This window comes from Leifsonia sp. KNZ12-8B, assembly GCF_056755495.1.
Genome location: NZ_JBPGXM010000009.1, coordinates 41,133 through 56,160 on the forward strand (window position 1 = coordinate 41,133; position 15,028 = coordinate 56,160).

16 protein-coding genes are annotated in these 15,028 nt (G+C 73.3%); 8 read left to right on the top strand and 8 right to left on the bottom strand.

Annotation, left to right across the window (positions count from 1 at the left end):
* Nucleotides 1–11 precede the first annotated feature (11 nt).
* Nucleotides 12–209 (bottom strand): hypothetical protein, encoded by a 198-nt coding sequence (locus ACR9ZG_RS02640; protein ID WP_481283269.1) that lies wholly within the window; start codon nt 207–209, stop codon nt 12–14.
* Nucleotides 210–302: 93 nt separating this feature from the next.
* Between ACR9ZG_RS02640 and ACR9ZG_RS02645 the strand changes: the two genes are divergently transcribed.
* Nucleotides 303–1,580: a SufS family cysteine desulfurase gene (locus tag ACR9ZG_RS02645; protein WP_481283270.1), complete on the top strand. Its 1,278-nt coding sequence runs from the start codon at nt 303–305 to the stop codon at nt 1,578–1,580.
* Nucleotides 1,577–2,023: a Fe-S cluster assembly sulfur transfer protein SufU gene (gene sufU, locus ACR9ZG_RS02650; RefSeq protein WP_481283271.1), complete on the top strand. Its 447-nt coding sequence runs from the start codon at nt 1,577–1,579 to the stop codon at nt 2,021–2,023. The genes ACR9ZG_RS02645 and sufU overlap by 4 nt, the downstream gene beginning before the upstream one ends.
* A 33-nt stretch (nt 2,024–2,056) precedes the next feature.
* On the opposite strand, the gene ACR9ZG_RS02655 is transcribed toward sufU, so the two are convergent.
* Nucleotides 2,057–2,338 carry a hypothetical protein gene (locus ACR9ZG_RS02655; protein ID WP_481283272.1) on the bottom strand — a complete coding sequence of 94 codons (282 nt, stop codon included), beginning with the start codon at nt 2,336–2,338 and terminating at the stop codon, nt 2,057–2,059.
* Between the two features lie 150 nt (nt 2,339–2,488).
* Nucleotides 2,489–2,992 carry a MarR family winged helix-turn-helix transcriptional regulator gene (locus ACR9ZG_RS02660; RefSeq protein WP_481283273.1) on the bottom strand — a complete coding sequence of 168 codons (504 nt, stop codon included), beginning with the start codon at nt 2,990–2,992 and terminating at the stop codon, nt 2,489–2,491.
* Between the two features lie 57 nt (nt 2,993–3,049).
* Between ACR9ZG_RS02660 and ACR9ZG_RS02665 the strand changes: the two genes are divergently transcribed.
* Nucleotides 3,050–3,991: a DMT family transporter gene (locus ACR9ZG_RS02665; RefSeq protein WP_481283274.1), complete on the top strand. Its 942-nt coding sequence runs from the start codon at nt 3,050–3,052 to the stop codon at nt 3,989–3,991.
* Here ACR9ZG_RS02665 and ACR9ZG_RS02670 read toward each other — a convergent pair.
* Nucleotides 3,901–4,869, bottom strand: a complete 969-nt coding sequence (locus tag ACR9ZG_RS02670; protein WP_481283275.1) for a Dyp-type peroxidase — start codon at nt 4,867–4,869, stop codon at nt 3,901–3,903. The genes ACR9ZG_RS02665 and ACR9ZG_RS02670 overlap by 91 nt on opposite strands.
* 410 nt (nt 4,870–5,279) lie before the next feature.
* Between ACR9ZG_RS02670 and ACR9ZG_RS02675 the strand changes: the two genes are divergently transcribed.
* Genes ACR9ZG_RS02675 through ACR9ZG_RS02685 form a run of 3 tightly spaced genes read left to right on the top strand, consistent with a single transcriptional unit; the run spans nt 5,280 to nt 9,233 of the window.
* Nucleotides 5,280–6,596, top strand: a complete 1,317-nt coding sequence (locus ACR9ZG_RS02675) for a quaternary amine ABC transporter ATP-binding protein (RefSeq protein ID WP_481283276.1) — start codon at nt 5,280–5,282, stop codon at nt 6,594–6,596.
* On the top strand, nt 6,596–8,323 hold the full coding sequence (locus ACR9ZG_RS02680; RefSeq protein ID WP_481283277.1) for an ABC transporter permease/substrate binding protein: 1,728 nt from the start codon (nt 6,596–6,598) through the stop codon (nt 8,321–8,323). The genes ACR9ZG_RS02675 and ACR9ZG_RS02680 overlap by 1 nt, the downstream gene beginning before the upstream one ends.
* Nucleotides 8,324–8,345: 22 nt before the next feature.
* A complete protein-coding gene (locus ACR9ZG_RS02685) occupies nt 8,346–9,233 on the top strand; it encodes an alanyl-tRNA editing protein (protein WP_481283278.1) in 888 nt (295 codons plus the stop codon).
* Nucleotides 9,234–9,240: 7 nt separating this feature from the next.
* On the opposite strand, the gene ACR9ZG_RS02690 is transcribed toward ACR9ZG_RS02685, so the two are convergent.
* Nucleotides 9,241–10,029, bottom strand: coding sequence for a nuclease-related domain-containing protein (locus ACR9ZG_RS02690; RefSeq protein ID WP_481283279.1), 789 nt, complete (start codon nt 10,027–10,029; stop codon nt 9,241–9,243).
* Nucleotides 10,030–10,108: 79 nt separating this feature from the next.
* The gene (locus ACR9ZG_RS02695; RefSeq protein ID WP_481283280.1) at nt 10,109–10,348 is read right to left on the bottom strand and encodes a hypothetical protein; all 240 of its coding nucleotides are present in this window, start codon (nt 10,346–10,348) and stop codon (nt 10,109–10,111) included.
* A gap of 61 nt (nt 10,349–10,409) precedes the next feature.
* Here ACR9ZG_RS02695 and ACR9ZG_RS02700 point away from each other — a divergent pair, with 61 nt between their 5' ends.
* A complete protein-coding gene (locus tag ACR9ZG_RS02700; RefSeq protein ID WP_481283281.1) occupies nt 10,410–10,673 on the top strand; it encodes a hypothetical protein in 264 nt (87 codons plus the stop codon).
* Between the two features lie 37 nt (nt 10,674–10,710).
* Here the strand turns inward: ACR9ZG_RS02700 and ACR9ZG_RS02705 are convergent, their stop codons facing one another.
* Both ACR9ZG_RS02705 and ACR9ZG_RS02710 read right to left on the bottom strand, forming a co-directional pair.
* Nucleotides 10,711–12,087: a cryptochrome/photolyase family protein gene (locus tag ACR9ZG_RS02705; RefSeq protein WP_481283282.1), complete on the bottom strand. Its 1,377-nt coding sequence runs from the start codon at nt 12,085–12,087 to the stop codon at nt 10,711–10,713.
* A 10-nt stretch (nt 12,088–12,097) separates the two neighbouring features.
* Entirely contained in the window at nt 12,098–12,736 is a 639-nt protein-coding gene (locus ACR9ZG_RS02710) for an MBL fold metallo-hydrolase (protein ID WP_481283283.1), read from the bottom strand.
* An 87-nt stretch (nt 12,737–12,823) separates the two neighbouring features.
* Here ACR9ZG_RS02710 and ACR9ZG_RS02715 point away from each other — a divergent pair, with 87 nt between their 5' ends.
* Complete coding sequence (locus ACR9ZG_RS02715) at nt 12,824–14,941, top strand: copper-translocating P-type ATPase (protein WP_481283284.1); 2,118 nt, start codon at nt 12,824–12,826, stop codon at nt 14,939–14,941.
* Nucleotides 14,942–15,028 lie beyond the last annotated feature (87 nt).

Sequence of the window (15,028 nt, forward strand, 5' to 3'; positions counted from 1 at the left end):
TGCGGCGGGGTTCAGCGTCCGCGTCGCCGGCGCAGCCCGAAGCCGATCAGCACGCCGCCGCCGATGGCGACGAGCACGCCGAGCCCGCGGACGAGCCACTGCACCTGCCCCGTCACCGCGTCGAAGACCAGCGGAGCGGCGAGGCCGACGACCACGAGTGCGACGCCCACGATGAAGAACCAGGGGGACCCGTTCGTGCGTTCGACCATGTTCCGAGCCTAGCGGCGGCGCTCATATCGACCCGGAGCGGCGACGTAACGCACGGCGGGATTGCAGGCGGCGCTTGTATCGTTGACAACCGTATGCGCACCGACACTCTGGACCCGGCCCGCCTTCGTGCGGACTTCCCGATCCTCGACCGGGAGGTGAACGGGCATCCCTTCGTCTACCTCGACTCCGGCGCCACCTCGCAGAAGCCGCGCCAGGTCCTGGACGCCGAACGCGCCTTCGCCGAGCGGTACACCTCCGCCGTGCACCGCGGCGCGCACACCGTCGCCGGCGAAGCGACCGAGCTGTTCGAGCAGGCGCGCGAGCGCGTCGCCGGGTTCGTCGGCGCCCGCCCCGGCGAGCTGGTCTGGACCAGCAACGCGACCGAGGGCGTCAACCTCCTCGCCTACGGCATGTCCAACGCCTCGCTCGGCCGCGGAGGCGCCGCCGCCGAGCGGTTCCGGCTCGGCCCGGGCGACGAGCTCGTCGTCACCGAGGCGGAGCACCACGCCAATCTCATCCCGTGGCAGGAGCTCGCGGCGCGCACCGGCGCGACCCTCCGCGTGATCGGCCTCACCGACGACGGCGCGCTGCGGCTCGACCAGGCGGCCGAGCTGATCGGCCCGCGGACGAAGGTCGTCGCGTTCGCCCACGTCTCCAACGTGCTCGGGGCGGTCGCTCCGGTCTCCGAGCTCGTCGCGCTCGCGCACGAGCACGGCGCCCTGGTCGTGCTCGACGCGTGCCAGTCGGTCCCGCACCTGCCCGTCGACCTCCCGGCGCTCGACGTCGACTTCGCCGTCTTCTCCGGTCACAAGATGCTCGGCCCGACCGGCGTCGGCGCTCTCTACGGCCGCTCGGAGCTGCTCGACGCCCTGCCTCCCTTCCTCACCGGTGGGTCGATGATCACGACGGTCACGCTGGAGGGCGCCGAGTACCTCCCGGCGCCGCAGCGGTTCGAGGCCGGCACGCAGCGGGTCTCTCAGGCGGTGGCGCTCGCGGCGGCGGTCGACTACCTCGACGCGGTCGGCATGGACGCCATCCAGGAGCACGAGGAGGCGCTGGGCGCGCGCATGCTGGCCGGGCTCGCCGAGATCCCCGGCGTCCGCGTCCTCGGCCCCGGCGCGGGCTCTGCCCGGGTGGGGCTCGCCAGCATCGTCGTGGACGGCATCCACGCGCACGATGTCGGCCAGTTCCTCGACGACCGCGGCATCGCCGTGCGCGTCGGGCACCACTGCGCACAGCCCGTGCACCGCCGCTTCGGTGCGACCGCGAGCACGCGCATCAGCACCTACCTGTACAACACCGCGGACGAGGTGGATGCGGCCGTCGCCGCCATCGCCGACGCCCGCGCCTTCTTCGGGGTGGCGGCATGAGCTCGGCGGACCTCCAGAACCTCTACCAGCAGGTCATCCTCGACCACGCGCGCGAGAAGCACGGCTACGGCCTGCAGCCCGACGCCGCCGCAAGCTCGCACCAGTACAACCCGACCTGCGGCGATGAGGTGACCGTCGCCGTCCATCCCGCCGCGGACGGCCGCGTCGCCGCGATCAGCTGGGAGGGCCACGGCTGCTCGATCTCGACCGCGTCGGCGTCGCTGCTCAGCGACCTCGTGCACGACGTCGAGGCCGCTCGGGTGACGGAGGCGGTGGCCGCCTTCCGCGAGCTGATGCACTCCAAGGGTGCGCTGGAGGGCGACGAGGAGGTGCTGGGCGACGCGGTCGCGCTGGCCGGCGTCTCCAAGTACGTCACCCGCGTGAAGTGCGCGATGCTTCCGTGGGTCGCCCTGGAGGACGCGCTGGCGAAGGCGTCGGCGTAGCGGCCTGCGGGCCGAGCCGGCGCTCCTCCGTCTTCACGGCACCGGTGCGAGGTCGACCTCGTCGGCGATGCAGACCAGTGCTGCGGGGAGGGACGGGAAGGTCGTCCCGTAGATCAGGCCGGACGGACCCGCCGCGGTCCACGCCTGACCGCCGCGAGAAACCTTCCCGACGAGATACCTGCGGTGTCCGCCGAGCACCTGGCGCTGCGCGATCGGCAGCGTCAGCGGGAACGCGTACACGTCGCCCTGGGGGCTGACGACCAGCTCCCAGCGGGCGCGTCCCGGGTTGTGCTTGCTCGTGAAGATGCGCGACATGATCGACCGTTTCTACCGCGCGGCGTGCGGCCGCCGCCACGAACATGACGGCCTGTTGCGCCCGCGTCACGGAGCGTCATGGGCGCTTGACGCGGCGCCCAAGCGGGCCGCCACGATGTGCGCCAAATCTCAGCCAGCCGGTCCGTGGCCTCAGTCCTCCAGCCGCGCCAGCCAGCGCGTCAGGATGCCCTCCAGCCGGGCGGCGTCGCGCGCGCCGAGCAGGTCGACCAGCCGGCGCTCGTTCGCGAGGTGGTCGGTGACCGCGGCGTCGATCGTCTCGCGGCCGCGCGGGGTGAGCGCGACGACCCTCCCGCGGCCGTCCCCCTCGGCGGCGCGGCGGGTGACGAGGCCGGCGCGCTCCAGGCGGTCGAGGCGTTTCGTCATGCCGCCGGTGGTGATCATGGTGTGCTCGGCCAGCTCGCCCGGCGTGCGCTCGTACGGCTCGCCCGCCCGCCGCAGCGTCGCCAGCACGTCGAAGTCGCCCTCCGCGAGCCCGTGCTCGGCGTAGACGGCCACGAGCTCCTCCGTGAGCCGTGCGCCCACGCGGTGCAGCCTCCCGATCACGCCCTGCGGCGAGACGTCGAGGTCGGGCCGCTCGCGCCGCCACTCCTCCTGGATGCGGGCGACGCGGTCGGGGCCGGTGGCGCTGGTCATGCGCCCAGTTTACCTTCCGGGGAAGCTTTGCGGCGCTGCGGCGCTACGATAGCTTCCATGGAAGCTACTTTCCGCTGGCGCTGGGTCGCCGTCACCGCGCTCGCCCCGATCGCCTGGGGCTCCACCTACGTGGTCACCAGGGCGGTGCTGCCGCCCGAGCCGCTGTGGGGCGCGGTGCTCCGGGCGCTGCCGGCCGGCCTCCTGCTGCTCCTCGTCGCACGGAGGCTGCCGCGGGGTGCCTGGTGGTGGCGGTCGGCGGTGCTCGGGGTGCTCAACACCGGCGGCTTCTTCGCGCTGGTCTACGCCGTGGCGCAGCTGCTGCCGTCGGGCGTCGCGGCGACGCTCATGGCCGCGGCGCCGCTCGCGATGACGGTGTTCGCGTGGGTGCTGCTGGGCCAGCGGCCGCGGCTGCTCGCCCTCGTCGGCGGGGTGGCCGGCGTCGGGGGAGTGGCGCTGATGCTCCTCGGCGGAAGGCTCGTCGTCGACCCGCTCGGCGTGGCGGCGGCCGTGCTGGCGATGCTGCTGTCGTCGCTCGGCTACGTGCTCGCCACCCGCTGGGCCGGCGGGATCGACGTGGTGGCGTCGACCGCGTGGCAGCTCGTCGCCGGCGGCCTGCTCATGCTCCCCGTCGCGCTCGCGGTCGAGGGCGCGCCTCCCGCTCTCGACATCCCGGCGGCGCTCGGCTTCGCGTACGTGACCGTCGTCGCGACGGCGCTCGCGTTCCTCGCCTGGTTCGCCGGGCTGCGGAGGCTGGGTCCGGCGACCGCGGGACTGGTCGGCCTGCTCAACCCGGTGACGGGCGTGCTGCTCGGGGTGCTGGTGGCGGGGGAGGCGCTGACCGTGCGCCAGCTCCTCGGCCTCGCGATCGTGCTGGCGGCCATCTCGCTGGGTCGGCTCAGCGCCGGCGGTCAGTCCGCGAGGGTGTCGAGGAAGCCGCGGGTCGGGGCGAAGAACGTGGTGCCGGTGACCGCGGTCGAGAAGTCGAGCATCCGGTCGTAGCTGCCGGCCGGCTCCCCGACGAACATGCGCTCCAGCATCCGCTCGATGACCCACAGCGCCTTCGAGTAGCCGATGAAGTAGGTGCCGTACTCGCCCTGGCCCGGCCGGCCGAACGGCATGTTGTCGCGCAGGATGTCGTGCTCGACGCCGTCCTCGTCGGTGATCGTCGCGAGGGTCTTGTGCGCCTTCTGGCCGTGCTCGACGTCGTCCAGCTCGATGTTCTCGAGCTTCGTGCGGCCGATGATGCCCTCCTGGGCGGGCACGGGGAGGCTGTTCCAGCGGTCGAGGTCGTGCAGGTACTTCTGCACCACGACGTAGCTGCCGCCCGCATGCTCCTGGTCCTCGTCGCCGACGATGGCGGAGGCGCCGAGGTCGAGGCCCATCGGGTTGGCGGTGCCGTCGACGAAGCCGAGGAGGTCGCGGGAGTCGAAGTACCGGAATCCGACCACCTCGTCCACCACGGTCACCGCGTCGCCGAGCGCGGCCAGCAGCAGCCGCTCGAACTCGAACGTGAAATCGTCACGCTCGGCCCGGATGTGGAACAGCAGGTCGCCCGGGGTCGATGGCGCGGTGTGGACAGGCCCGCGCACCTCCCGGAACGGGTGCAGCTCCTTCGGCGGCAGCGCGATCGTGAGCCGCGGCCAGAACTCCGCACCGATCGCGACGTTGCACGACAGGTGGGCGTTGAGGTCGCGGAAGCCGACGGTCTTCACCAGTCCGGAGAGGTCGCCGAGCACGTCCTTCACCGTCGCCAGCGCCTCCGGGGTCTTCCCGACGGTGACGACGAGGAAGACCGCCGCGCGCGAGAGCGGGGCATCGATGCTCTGCGGCTCGATCGGGACGCGCTGCCAGGAGTGATCGCCGGTCGGGTTCGCCATGGGACGAGTCTGCCGCATCCCGCGCCGAGACCCGCGCGAGACCCGCGTCACGGCGCCGAGTCGTGAGGCGTTGCGGGTTGCGGCGGCGAGACGTGACATGTGCTCACGACCCGGCCCGATTTGGCATCGGCCGTGGCGGGGCTGATACGGTCGAAGACGCCCCCGCGGCGCTCCGACAGCGCTGCGCGGGCCGTGAACCCAGCCCGCGGAAGGGGGCGCGTGGCCGCTGAGCGGCCCGCTTCCGACCGTACGGTCGGCTGGCGTGGGCGCACCCCGATGGTCGCGCCGGCGGTGCGATTCGTGCGGAGAGTCCGCGCTGGAGTCGCCTGTGCCGCAGCACGCCGACGACCCGGGCGCGACCATCGAGCGCGCCCGCGCCGAGCAGGCGCGCACTGTGGAGTGAGAAACACGTGTCAGAACCCTTGGCTGTCGAAGCGAGGAACATCTTCAAGGTCTTCGGGCGCAAGCCGCAGGAGGCCGTCCGCCGGCTCCGCGACGGCGCCGCCCGCACCGAGCTGACCGGGCTCGGGACGGCCGCCGTCATCGACGCGAGCCTGAGCGTCCGGCGCGGCGAGATCTTCGTCGTCATGGGCCTGTCCGGCTCGGGCAAGTCGACGCTCATCCGCCTCCTGAACGGGCTGCTCGAGCCCACTGCGGGCGAGGTGCGCGTGATGGGCGAGCCGATCACCGGCGTGCCGCCCAAGCGGCTGCGGGAGGTGCGGCGCCGCCACATCTCGATGGTGTTCCAGCACTTCGCCCTGTTGCCGCACCGCACGGTGCTCGACAACATCGCGTACGGCCTGGAGGTGCAGGGCACGCCGGCCGCCGAGCGTCGCGCCCGCGCCGCCGAGGTGCTGGAGCTGGTCGGCCTCTCCGGCTGGGGCGACAAGCTGCCGTCCGAGCTCTCCGGCGGGATGCAGCAGCGCGTCGGCATCGCCCGCGCGCTGGCCGCCGACACCGACGTGCTGCTGATGGACGAGGCGTTCTCGGCCCTCGACCCGCTGATCCGGCGCGAGATGCAGGAGCAGCTGATCGAGCTGCAGGCGACCCTCGGCAAGACCATCGTGTTCATCACGCACGACCTCAACGAGGCCATGTTCCTCGGCGACAGGATCGCCGTCATGCGCGACGGCAGGATCGTGCAGACCGGCACGCCGGAGGAGATCCTCACCGACCCGGCGACCGACTACGTCGCGAGCTTCGTGCAAGACGTCGACCGCGCCCGCGTGCTCACCGCCGCGAGCGTGATGGAGCCGGCCAGGGCGCTCGTGACCGTGGCGGGCGGACCGCGCGCCGCCATGCGGACGATGCGCGACCTCCAGACCTCCGCCGCCCTCGTCGTCGGGCAGGGCAGGCGGCTGCTCGGCGCCGTGCGCGACCGCGACGTGATGCGCCAGGTGCGGGAGGGCCGCGGCGACCTCTCCGAGGTGATCCGCGACGACGTGGCCGTGGTGTCGCGCGACGATGTGCTGAGCGAGCTCGTGGAGCCGTCGGTCGGCAGCGCCCTGCCGCTCGCGGTGGTCGACGCGCAGCAGCGGCTGCTCGGGGTGATCCCGCGCGTGACGCTGCTGGCCGCGCTCGGCAACGTGTCGAGCGACACGATGGAGATCCCGGTCGTGGTGGAGCCTCCGGCGACCGTGCCCGTCGACACCATGACGACGGTGCTGCGGGAGACCGCCCACGATGCGCCCGATGCGCCGGCCGCCGAGCTGGAGGTGACGCGCTGATGGCCTTCTCGCTCTCCGACGCCTTCCGGCTGCCCCTCGGCGAGTGGGCCGACCACGTCGTCGATTGGGTGACGACGACCCTCGGCCCGGTCTTCGACGTGATCCGCGCCGTCTTCACCGCCCTCTACACGGGGATGGACTGGCTGCTCCAGACGCCGCCGTTCTGGGGCGTGATCCTCATCGTCGCCGTGCTCGCCGTCTGGCTGCGCGGCTGGGTGTTCGGCGCGGGGACCGTGATCGGATTCCTGCTGATCGCCTCCATCGACCAGTGGAGCAACGCCATGGACACGCTGGCGCTCGTGCTGGTCTCCGCCGCCATCGCCATCGCGCTCAGCGTGCCGCTCGGCATCCTGGCGGCGCGATCGCGGGCGGCGTCGGCGATCATCCGGCCGGTGCTCGACCTGATGCAGACCATGCCGGCGTTCGTCTACCTGATCCCGGCGCTCATCCTGTTCCGCGTGGGCGTCGTGCCCGGCATGGTCGCGACCATCGTCTTCGCGATGGCGCCCGGCGTGCGGCTGACCGAGCTCGGCATCCGCGGCGTCGACCAGGAGCTGGTGGAGGCGGGCCGCGCGTTCGGCTCCGCGCCGCGCCGCATCCTGCGCCAGATCCAGCTGCCGCTGGCGATGCCGTCGATCCTCGCCGGGGTGAACCAGGTCATCATGCTGTCGCTCTCGATGGTCGTCATCGCGGGCATGGTCGGCGCAGGAGGGCTCGGCCGCGACATCGTGCAGGCGCTCAGCCGGGTGGATGTCGGGCTCGGCTTCGAGGCGGGCGTCGCCGTCGTCATCCTCGCCATCGTGCTCGACCGGATGACCGCCGCGGTCGGCCGGGCCCGGTTCCGGATGCCGAAGCGGGCGCTCGCCGCGCTCGGCGCTGCCGTGCTCGTCGTGGTCGGCGGCACCGCCGTCACCGCGGCCTCCAGCGCCGGCGGCGACAAGGGCGAGGTGAAGATCGCCGTCTTCAACGGCTGGCCGGAGGGCGAGGCCGTCTCGTACCTGTGGAAGCACGTCCTGGAGCAGAAGGGCTACGACGTCGAGTTCGAGTACGCCGACGCCGGGCCGGCCTTCGCCGGCCTCAGCACGGGCGACTACGACATCGCCTACGACGGCTGGCTGCCGACCACGCACGCCGCGTACCTGAAGAAGTACGGCGACGCGCTCACCGACCTCGGCGCATGGAACGAGGAGGCGAAGCTGACCATCGCGGTCAACAAGGACGCGCCCATCGACTCGCTCGACCAGCTCGCCGCCCACGCCGACGACTTCGGCGACCGCCTGGTCGGCATCGAGCCGGGCGCCGGGCTCACCGACGCGACGCAGAACAAGGTCATCCCGGAGTACGGGCTCGACGGGATGGACTTCGTCACCTCCTCCACCCCGGCCATGCTCGCCGAGCTGACCAGCGCGATGAAGAGCGGCGACGACATCGCCGTGACGCTCTGGCGGCCGCACTGGGCCTACGACGAGTTCGACCTGAAGGACCTGAAGGACCCGAAGGGCACCCTCGGCGCGGCCGAGTCCCTCCACTCGATCGGCTCGAAGCAGCTCGCCACGAAGCTGCCGGAGGTGGCCGGCTGGGCGAAGGGCTTCCGGATGGACTCCGACCTCCTCTACTCGCTCGAGAACGCGATGTTCAACAGCGGGACGAAGGACTACGACAAGGCCGTGTCCACGTGGATGGCGAAGCACGAGGAGTACGTGGCGTCGCTGACCGCGGCGGACTGACGCCGTCGCTTAGCCTGGAGGGATGAGCCTCCCGACCACGCCGCTCCCGTCCGCCGACACCGTCGTCACCTACCCCGACGGCGACCTCGTCTCGGAGGGGACGGTGGTCGGCGTGACGGCGCTCGCCGACGGCCGGTCGGCCGTGCTGCTCGACCGCACCGCGTTCCACGCGCTGGACCCGGTGTGGCCCGACCAGCCGGCCGACCGCGGCACGCTGACCGCAGGCGGCGTCGAGCGCCCGATCGTGGACGCCGTGGTGGGCGCGACCGACGGCTCCGTGCTGCACGTGGGCGACGCTCCCGTGCGCACGGGCACCGAGGGCTGGACCTTCGTCGTCTGCCACCTGGTGGAGGACGCGGCCGGCCTGGAGCCGGGCGCGCCCGCGACCGTGTCGGTCGACGCGGAGTACCGCCGGGCGCTCTCGGCGGGCCACACCGCGTGCCACCTCGCATCGCTCGCGCTGAACGACGCGCTCGCCGGGCTGTGGACGAAGGACGTGCCCGGCGACGGCCGCGGCCGCCCCGACTTCGACCGGCTGGCCATCACGTCCTCCCGGATCGTGGAGGGCGGATCGGTGGACGAGTACCGCATCGGCAAGAGCCTCCGCAAGAAGGGCTTCGCCGCCCCCGAGCTCCCCGGCCGGATCGCCGAGGTGCAGGACGCGGTGAACGCCGACCTCGCGGAGTGGCTCGCGAGCGGCGCCCCTGTCTCGATCACGCGCGACGGCGACGGCCTCTCGCACCGCCGCTTCTGGCACTGCGAGCTGCCGGAGGGCACGGTCGAGATCGCGTGCGGAGGGACGCACCTCACGGCGCTCGGCGAGCTGGCGGCGGTCACGGTGGAGCTGCGGCTCACCGAGGGTGACGGGGCGCTGGAGCTGCGGATGGAGACGACCGCGCAGGTGCGGTAGCCGCTCGTCAGCGCGGCAGGATCGGCAGGGCCGAGAGGGTCGAGAGCGCCGGCAGCATGACGGCGACCAGGCCGAGCGCCGCGGCGAGCATCCAGCCGACCCGCACCCGTTGGGCGCTCCGGATCTCGCGCTCGATCGCCCGGAAGCGGGCGGCGGTGTCGTCGGCTGTCGCGGTCTCCGGTCGCGGGGCGCGGGCCCAGGTCGCCGGGTCGTCCACGAGCCGCACGATCCGCTCCACCACGTCGGCGTCGATCACGGCGGGGCGACGGGTCAGCCAGCGCAGCAGCCGGCCGGCGGGAAGCACATCGACCAGCCGCGGCTGCCGACGGACGTCGACCTCCTTCGCTCCGACGATGACGACGACGGCCCGCACCGGCGCGTCGATGCCCGCCCGGGTGAGGATCCCGCGGACGCGCGACGTCTCCAGATCGGAGTTGCGGACGTACGGCCGGCGCTGGCCGGCCACCATGACCGCCCGGTCACGGACCCAGACCCGCGCGCCTGGATGGTGCTTGGTGTTGAGCACGAAGACGCCGCCCGGCCCGACCACCAGGTGGTCCAGGTCGGCGTCGCCGGAGCCGACCGGCAGGGCGTGCAGGGTGCGCCACCCCTCCGGCAGCCGCCGCAGCAGCGCGCCGACCTCGCGCTCGCCCTGTGCGCCGTCGAACCACGGGCGAGCATCGGGCGGAAGCGGGTGCGCGCCGACCAGGCGGGCGAGCGGACCGCGCGGCGGAGCCGCCGCCCGCAGCCGGACCACCTGCTCCATCACCGCGGCGCCCGGTGCGCGATCGCTCATCCGCTCGGTTCCCACCGCACGACCGTAACCGGGCGCGGCCGAGGCTCCCAGTCCCCACAACGGGCCGCGCCGGAACGGACTACCCCTGCTCGGGCGCCCCCTTCGTGCGCGGGAGCTCGTCGTCGCCGGGGAGGCGCTCCTCCAGCGACTCGTTGTGCTCGGTCACCGCGTCCAGGCGGTCCTCGTCGGTGTCGCCCAGCTCGGCGACCTGGCGGGTCAGCTCGTCCGCGTCGCGGGGGCCGCCGGGGCGCGCATCGGTGTCGCGATCGTCGCCGTGGTGGGTCGCCGGGGCGCTGGACTCGTCGTGTCGATCGGTCATGCCGCGCACTGTACGCGCGGCGGGAGTGGTGTCGTCACCTACGGCGGGTATGGTGCGACGCATGGCCCGTATCGAAGCAGGAATCGTCTCGTACACCGTCTCCGGCGACTACTTCGCGCGCGTCGGCGCCGACTTCGACACCGAGGCGGTGGACGACGCCATCCTCGCCGAGGTGAACCGGCGCCTCCCCGACGGCATCGTCGTCGAGCGGAGCGGCCGCGTGTTCGCCGACGAGGACAAGGCGCAGGAGGCGCGCGACCTCGACTGGGACGCCATCCTCGGCAGCATCGACGTCGACCAGATCCTCGCCGACCACGCCCGCTGACCGCCCGCCCCGCCGCCACGAGGGGACGGGCCGGCGCTCAGCGCGCGTTCTTCACCACGTCGAAGGCCGCCAGCGCGGCCCGGCGCGTCTCGGCCAGGTCGACGATGGGCTCCGGGTAGTCCGGGGTGTCCCACTCGGGCACCCACCGGCGCACGTAGTCGCCGTGCTTGTCGAACTTCTCCCGCTGCAGCTCCGGGTTGAAGACGCGGAAGTACGGCGCCGCGTCCGCGCCGCTGCCCGCGACCCACTGCCAGTTGAACGGGTTGTTCGCCGGGTCCGCATCCACCAGCGTGTCCCAGAACCACTGCTCGCCGTGCCGCCAGTCGATCAGAAGGTTCTTGATCAGGAACGACGCCGTCACCATCCGCACCCGGTTGTGCATGACACCGGAATGCCACAGCTCGCGCATCCCGGCATCCACCAGGGGGATGCCCGTGCGCCCGCGCTGCCAGGCGTGCAGCGCGGCGGGGTGGAGGCGCGGCCACGGGAACGCGTCGTACTGGCGGTGGATGTTCACGGTCGCCAGGTCGGGGTGCTCGTAGAGCGTGTGGTACGCGAACTCCCGCCAGCCCAGCTCGCTCTGGAACGTGCTGACGCCCTTCGCCGTCGAGCGGTCGCGGGCCGTCGCCGCCGCGTGCCACACCTGGTGCGGGCTGAGCTCGCCCCAGCGCAGCCGCGGTGACAGCCGGGAGGTCGCGTCGACGCCGGGGACGTCGCGCTCGTCGGCGTAGCTCGCGACGTCATCCGCGAGGAAGCGCCGCAGCTGCTCGTGCGCCGCCCGCTCGCCCGGCTGCCAGGTCTCGCGCAGGCCGCCCGCCCAGTCGGGATGCGTCGGCAGCAGGCCCAGCGTCTCCAGCTCGTCGCCGTCGACGGGGGAGGCCGCGGTCAGCCGGGCGGGCGCGGCCACCGGCTTGCGCGGCGCCGGTGCGGCCAGGCACGCCCGCCAGAACGGGGTGTAGACCGAGAACGGCCCGCCCTGCCCGGTGCGGATCGTCCACGGCTCGAACAGGAGGTTCGCGCCGAAGCTCGACGCCTCCACCCCGCGCTCGCGGGCGGCCGACTTGATGCGCTCGTCGAGGCGCCGCTCCGAGCCGTAGCGCCGGTTCCAGTGGATGGCCGCCGCGCCGGTCTCCTCCAGCAGCCCGGCGATCACCTGCTCGGCGGGGCCACGGCGGATCGTGAGGGCGCCGCCCATGTCGTCCAGCCGCTCCGCGAGCGCGTGGAGGCTGTGGTGCAGCCACCAGCGCGCGGCGCCGCCCGGCGCGCGCACCTCCGGCGACTCGTCGTCCCAGACGTAGACGCACAGCACCGCGCGGCCGGAGTCGGCGGCGGCGCGCAGCGCCGGGTTGTCCGCGACGCGCAGGTCGTCGCGGAACCAGACGACGACGGGCCCGTCGCCCGCGCTCGTGCTCACCGGGCGCTGCTCACAGGTCCAGCGTGTCGCCGGGCTCCAGCGGGAAGAACTCGCCGCCGCCCTGCTCGGTCGCCCAGGCGAGACGGCTGTTGGAGAGGTCCTTGCCGGCCCGCGAGAGCACCATCTCGTGCACGGGGAAGCTCCGGCGGGGCTTCACCGCGAGCACGTAGTCGATGGTCTCGGCGACCTTCATCCACGGGGCGCCGGCGGGTGCGGCGAGCACGTCGACCTCCACGCCCTCCGGAATGACGAAGGAGTCGCCCGCGTAGTACAGCTCGTCGTTGATCAGCACGCCCAGGTTGTCGACCACCGGGATGCTCTCGTGGATGACCGCGTGCCGGCCCCCGAAGAAGCGGAGGGTGAACGGCTCCGCCTGCACGGTGTCGCCCGCGTGCACGACGGTCACGTCGAAGTCCGCCGCCGCCTTCGCCACGCCCTCCGGAGCGTAGATGGGCACCTCGGGGTTGCGGTCGAGGATGCGGTTCAGCTGCTCGGGCGTCCAGTGGTCGGCGTGCTCGTGGGTGATGACGACCGCGGCGGTGTTCGCGGTGTCGGTGAGCGGCGAGGTGAAGCTGCCCGGGTCGACGAACAGCTTCCTTCCCGACTCCTCGAGGAGCAGGGCGGCGTGTTCGAACTTCGTGAGTCTCATGGCTCCAGGAAATACCGAACCGCAGCCGCGCGCAACCGCGCCGGGCCGTTGCGGAATATACCCGGTGGGGGTATGGTTCGGATGGTCATGGACGAGACGCACGAGCACCTCCACCACACGCACGAGACGCAGCAGACGCAGGCTGCGCACGCCGGTCACGACGCGCACGACGCGCACGACGCGCACGCCGGTCACGACGCGCACGGCGCGCACGCCCACGGCGGCCATGCCGGCCACGACCCCGCCGTCTTCCGCCGCAAGTTCTGGCTGACGCTGGTCCTCACCATCCCGACCCTGGTGTTCTCGCCCGGGCTGCAGGAGATCCTCGGCCTCTCCGGCCCGCGGTTCCCCGGCAGCCAATACATCCCCGCGGTGTTCGGCATCGCGATCTTCCTCTACGGCGGACTCGTCTTCCTCCGCGGCGCCGTCGACGAGCTGCGGGGCAGGCGCCCGGGGATGATGACGCTCATCTCCCTCGCCATCACCGTCGCCTTCGGCTACAGCCTCGCCGTCACGCTGGGCCTGCCCGGCATGGACTTCTGGTGGGAGCTCGCCACGCTCATCCTGATCATGCTGCTCGGCCACTGGATCGAGATGTCGGCCGTGATGGGGGCGCAGGACGCCCTCGGGCAGCTCGCCACCCTCCTGCCCGACACGGCCGAGCGCGTCGCCGACCCGCACGCCGCGCCAGAGCAGCTGCCCGTCGCCGACCTCCGCGTCGGCGATCTGGTGCGGGTGCGCCCCGGCGCGAGCGTGCCCGCCGACGGGGAGATCGTCGACGGCCGCAGCGACCTCGACGAGTCCCTGCTCACCGGCGAGTCCACTCCCGTCACCCGCGGGCCGGGCGAGCAGGTCGTCGCCGGGAGCATCTCGGGCAGCGGGTCCCTCGTCGTCCGCGTCGGCCGGACCGGCGGCGACACCGCCCTCGCGGGGATCATGCGGCTCGTCGCCGACGCGCATGCCAGCCGTTCCGGAGCGCAGATCCTCGCCGACCGCGCGGCCGCCTGGCTGTTCTACGTCGCGCTCGCCGTCGCCGTCGTGACCCTGGTGGTGTGGCTGGCGCTCCGCCCCGACGACCCCGGGTTCGTGCTCGAACGCGTCGTCACCGTCCTCGTGATCGCCTGCCCGCACGCCCTCGGCCTCGCCATCCCGCTCGTCGCCCAGATCTCGACGGCGCTCGGCGCCCGCAACGGCCTCCTCATCCGCGACCGGCACGCGATGGAGGATGCGCGCGCCGTCGACGTGGTCCTCTTCGACAAGACAGGCACGCTCACCGAGGGGCGCCAGGGCGTCGCCGCGGTCGTCCCGGCCGGCGCCGGACCGGCGGACGCCGGCGCGGACGCCCTCCTCGCGCTCGCCGCAGCTGTGGAGGCGCCGGCGGAGCATCCGATCGGCCGCGCGATCGTCGCAGCGGCCAGGGAGCGCGGGCTGACGATCGCGCCGGTGACCGGCTTCGAGGCGCTCGGCGGGCGCGGGGCGGCGGCCGTCGTCGACGGCGAGCGCGTCGTCGTCGGGGCTCCCCGCCTCCTCGCCGAGAGCGGACTGGAAGCGGGGGAAGCCGTGTCCACCGCCGCCTCCGCCGCAGCCCGCGCAGGGCAGACCGTGGTCTACGTGCTGCGCGGCGGCCGGGTGGAGGGCATCCTCGCTCTCGCGGACGTCGTCCGGCCGGAGTCGGTGGAGGCCGTGCGCACGCTGCGCGATCGCGGCATCCGCGTCGCCATGCTCACCGGCGACTCGCGGGCCGTCGCCGACGCGGTGGCCGCGCAGCTCGGCATCCGCGAGGTGATCGCGGAGGTGCTGCCCGGCGACAAGGCGGGCGCGGTCGCGCGCCTGCAGCAGGACGGCTCACGGGTCGCGATGGTCGGCGACGGCGTCAACGACGCCCCGGCGCTCGCGCAGGCCGACGTCGGCATCGCGATCGGGGCCGGAACGGACGTGGCCATCGAGTCCGCCGGCATCGTGCTCGCGTCGAGCGATCCGCGCGGGGTCGCGAAGGCGGTGGAGCTGTCGCGCGCGACGTACCGGAAGATGTTGCAGAACCTCGGCTGGGCGACCGGGTACAACGTCGTCGCCCTGCCGCTGGCCGCCGGCGTCGCCATCGGGCTCGGGATCGTCGTGTCGCCCGCCTTCGGAGCCGTCCTGATGTCGGTCTCGACGATCGTCGTCGCCCTCAACGCGCAGCTGCTCCGCCGCCTCCGCCTGTAGCCGCCGCGCCCGCGCCACCGGCGCCCCCCCCCCCCCCCCCCCCCCGCCCCCCCCCCCCGGGGGGGGGGGGGGGGGGGGGTGGGGGGG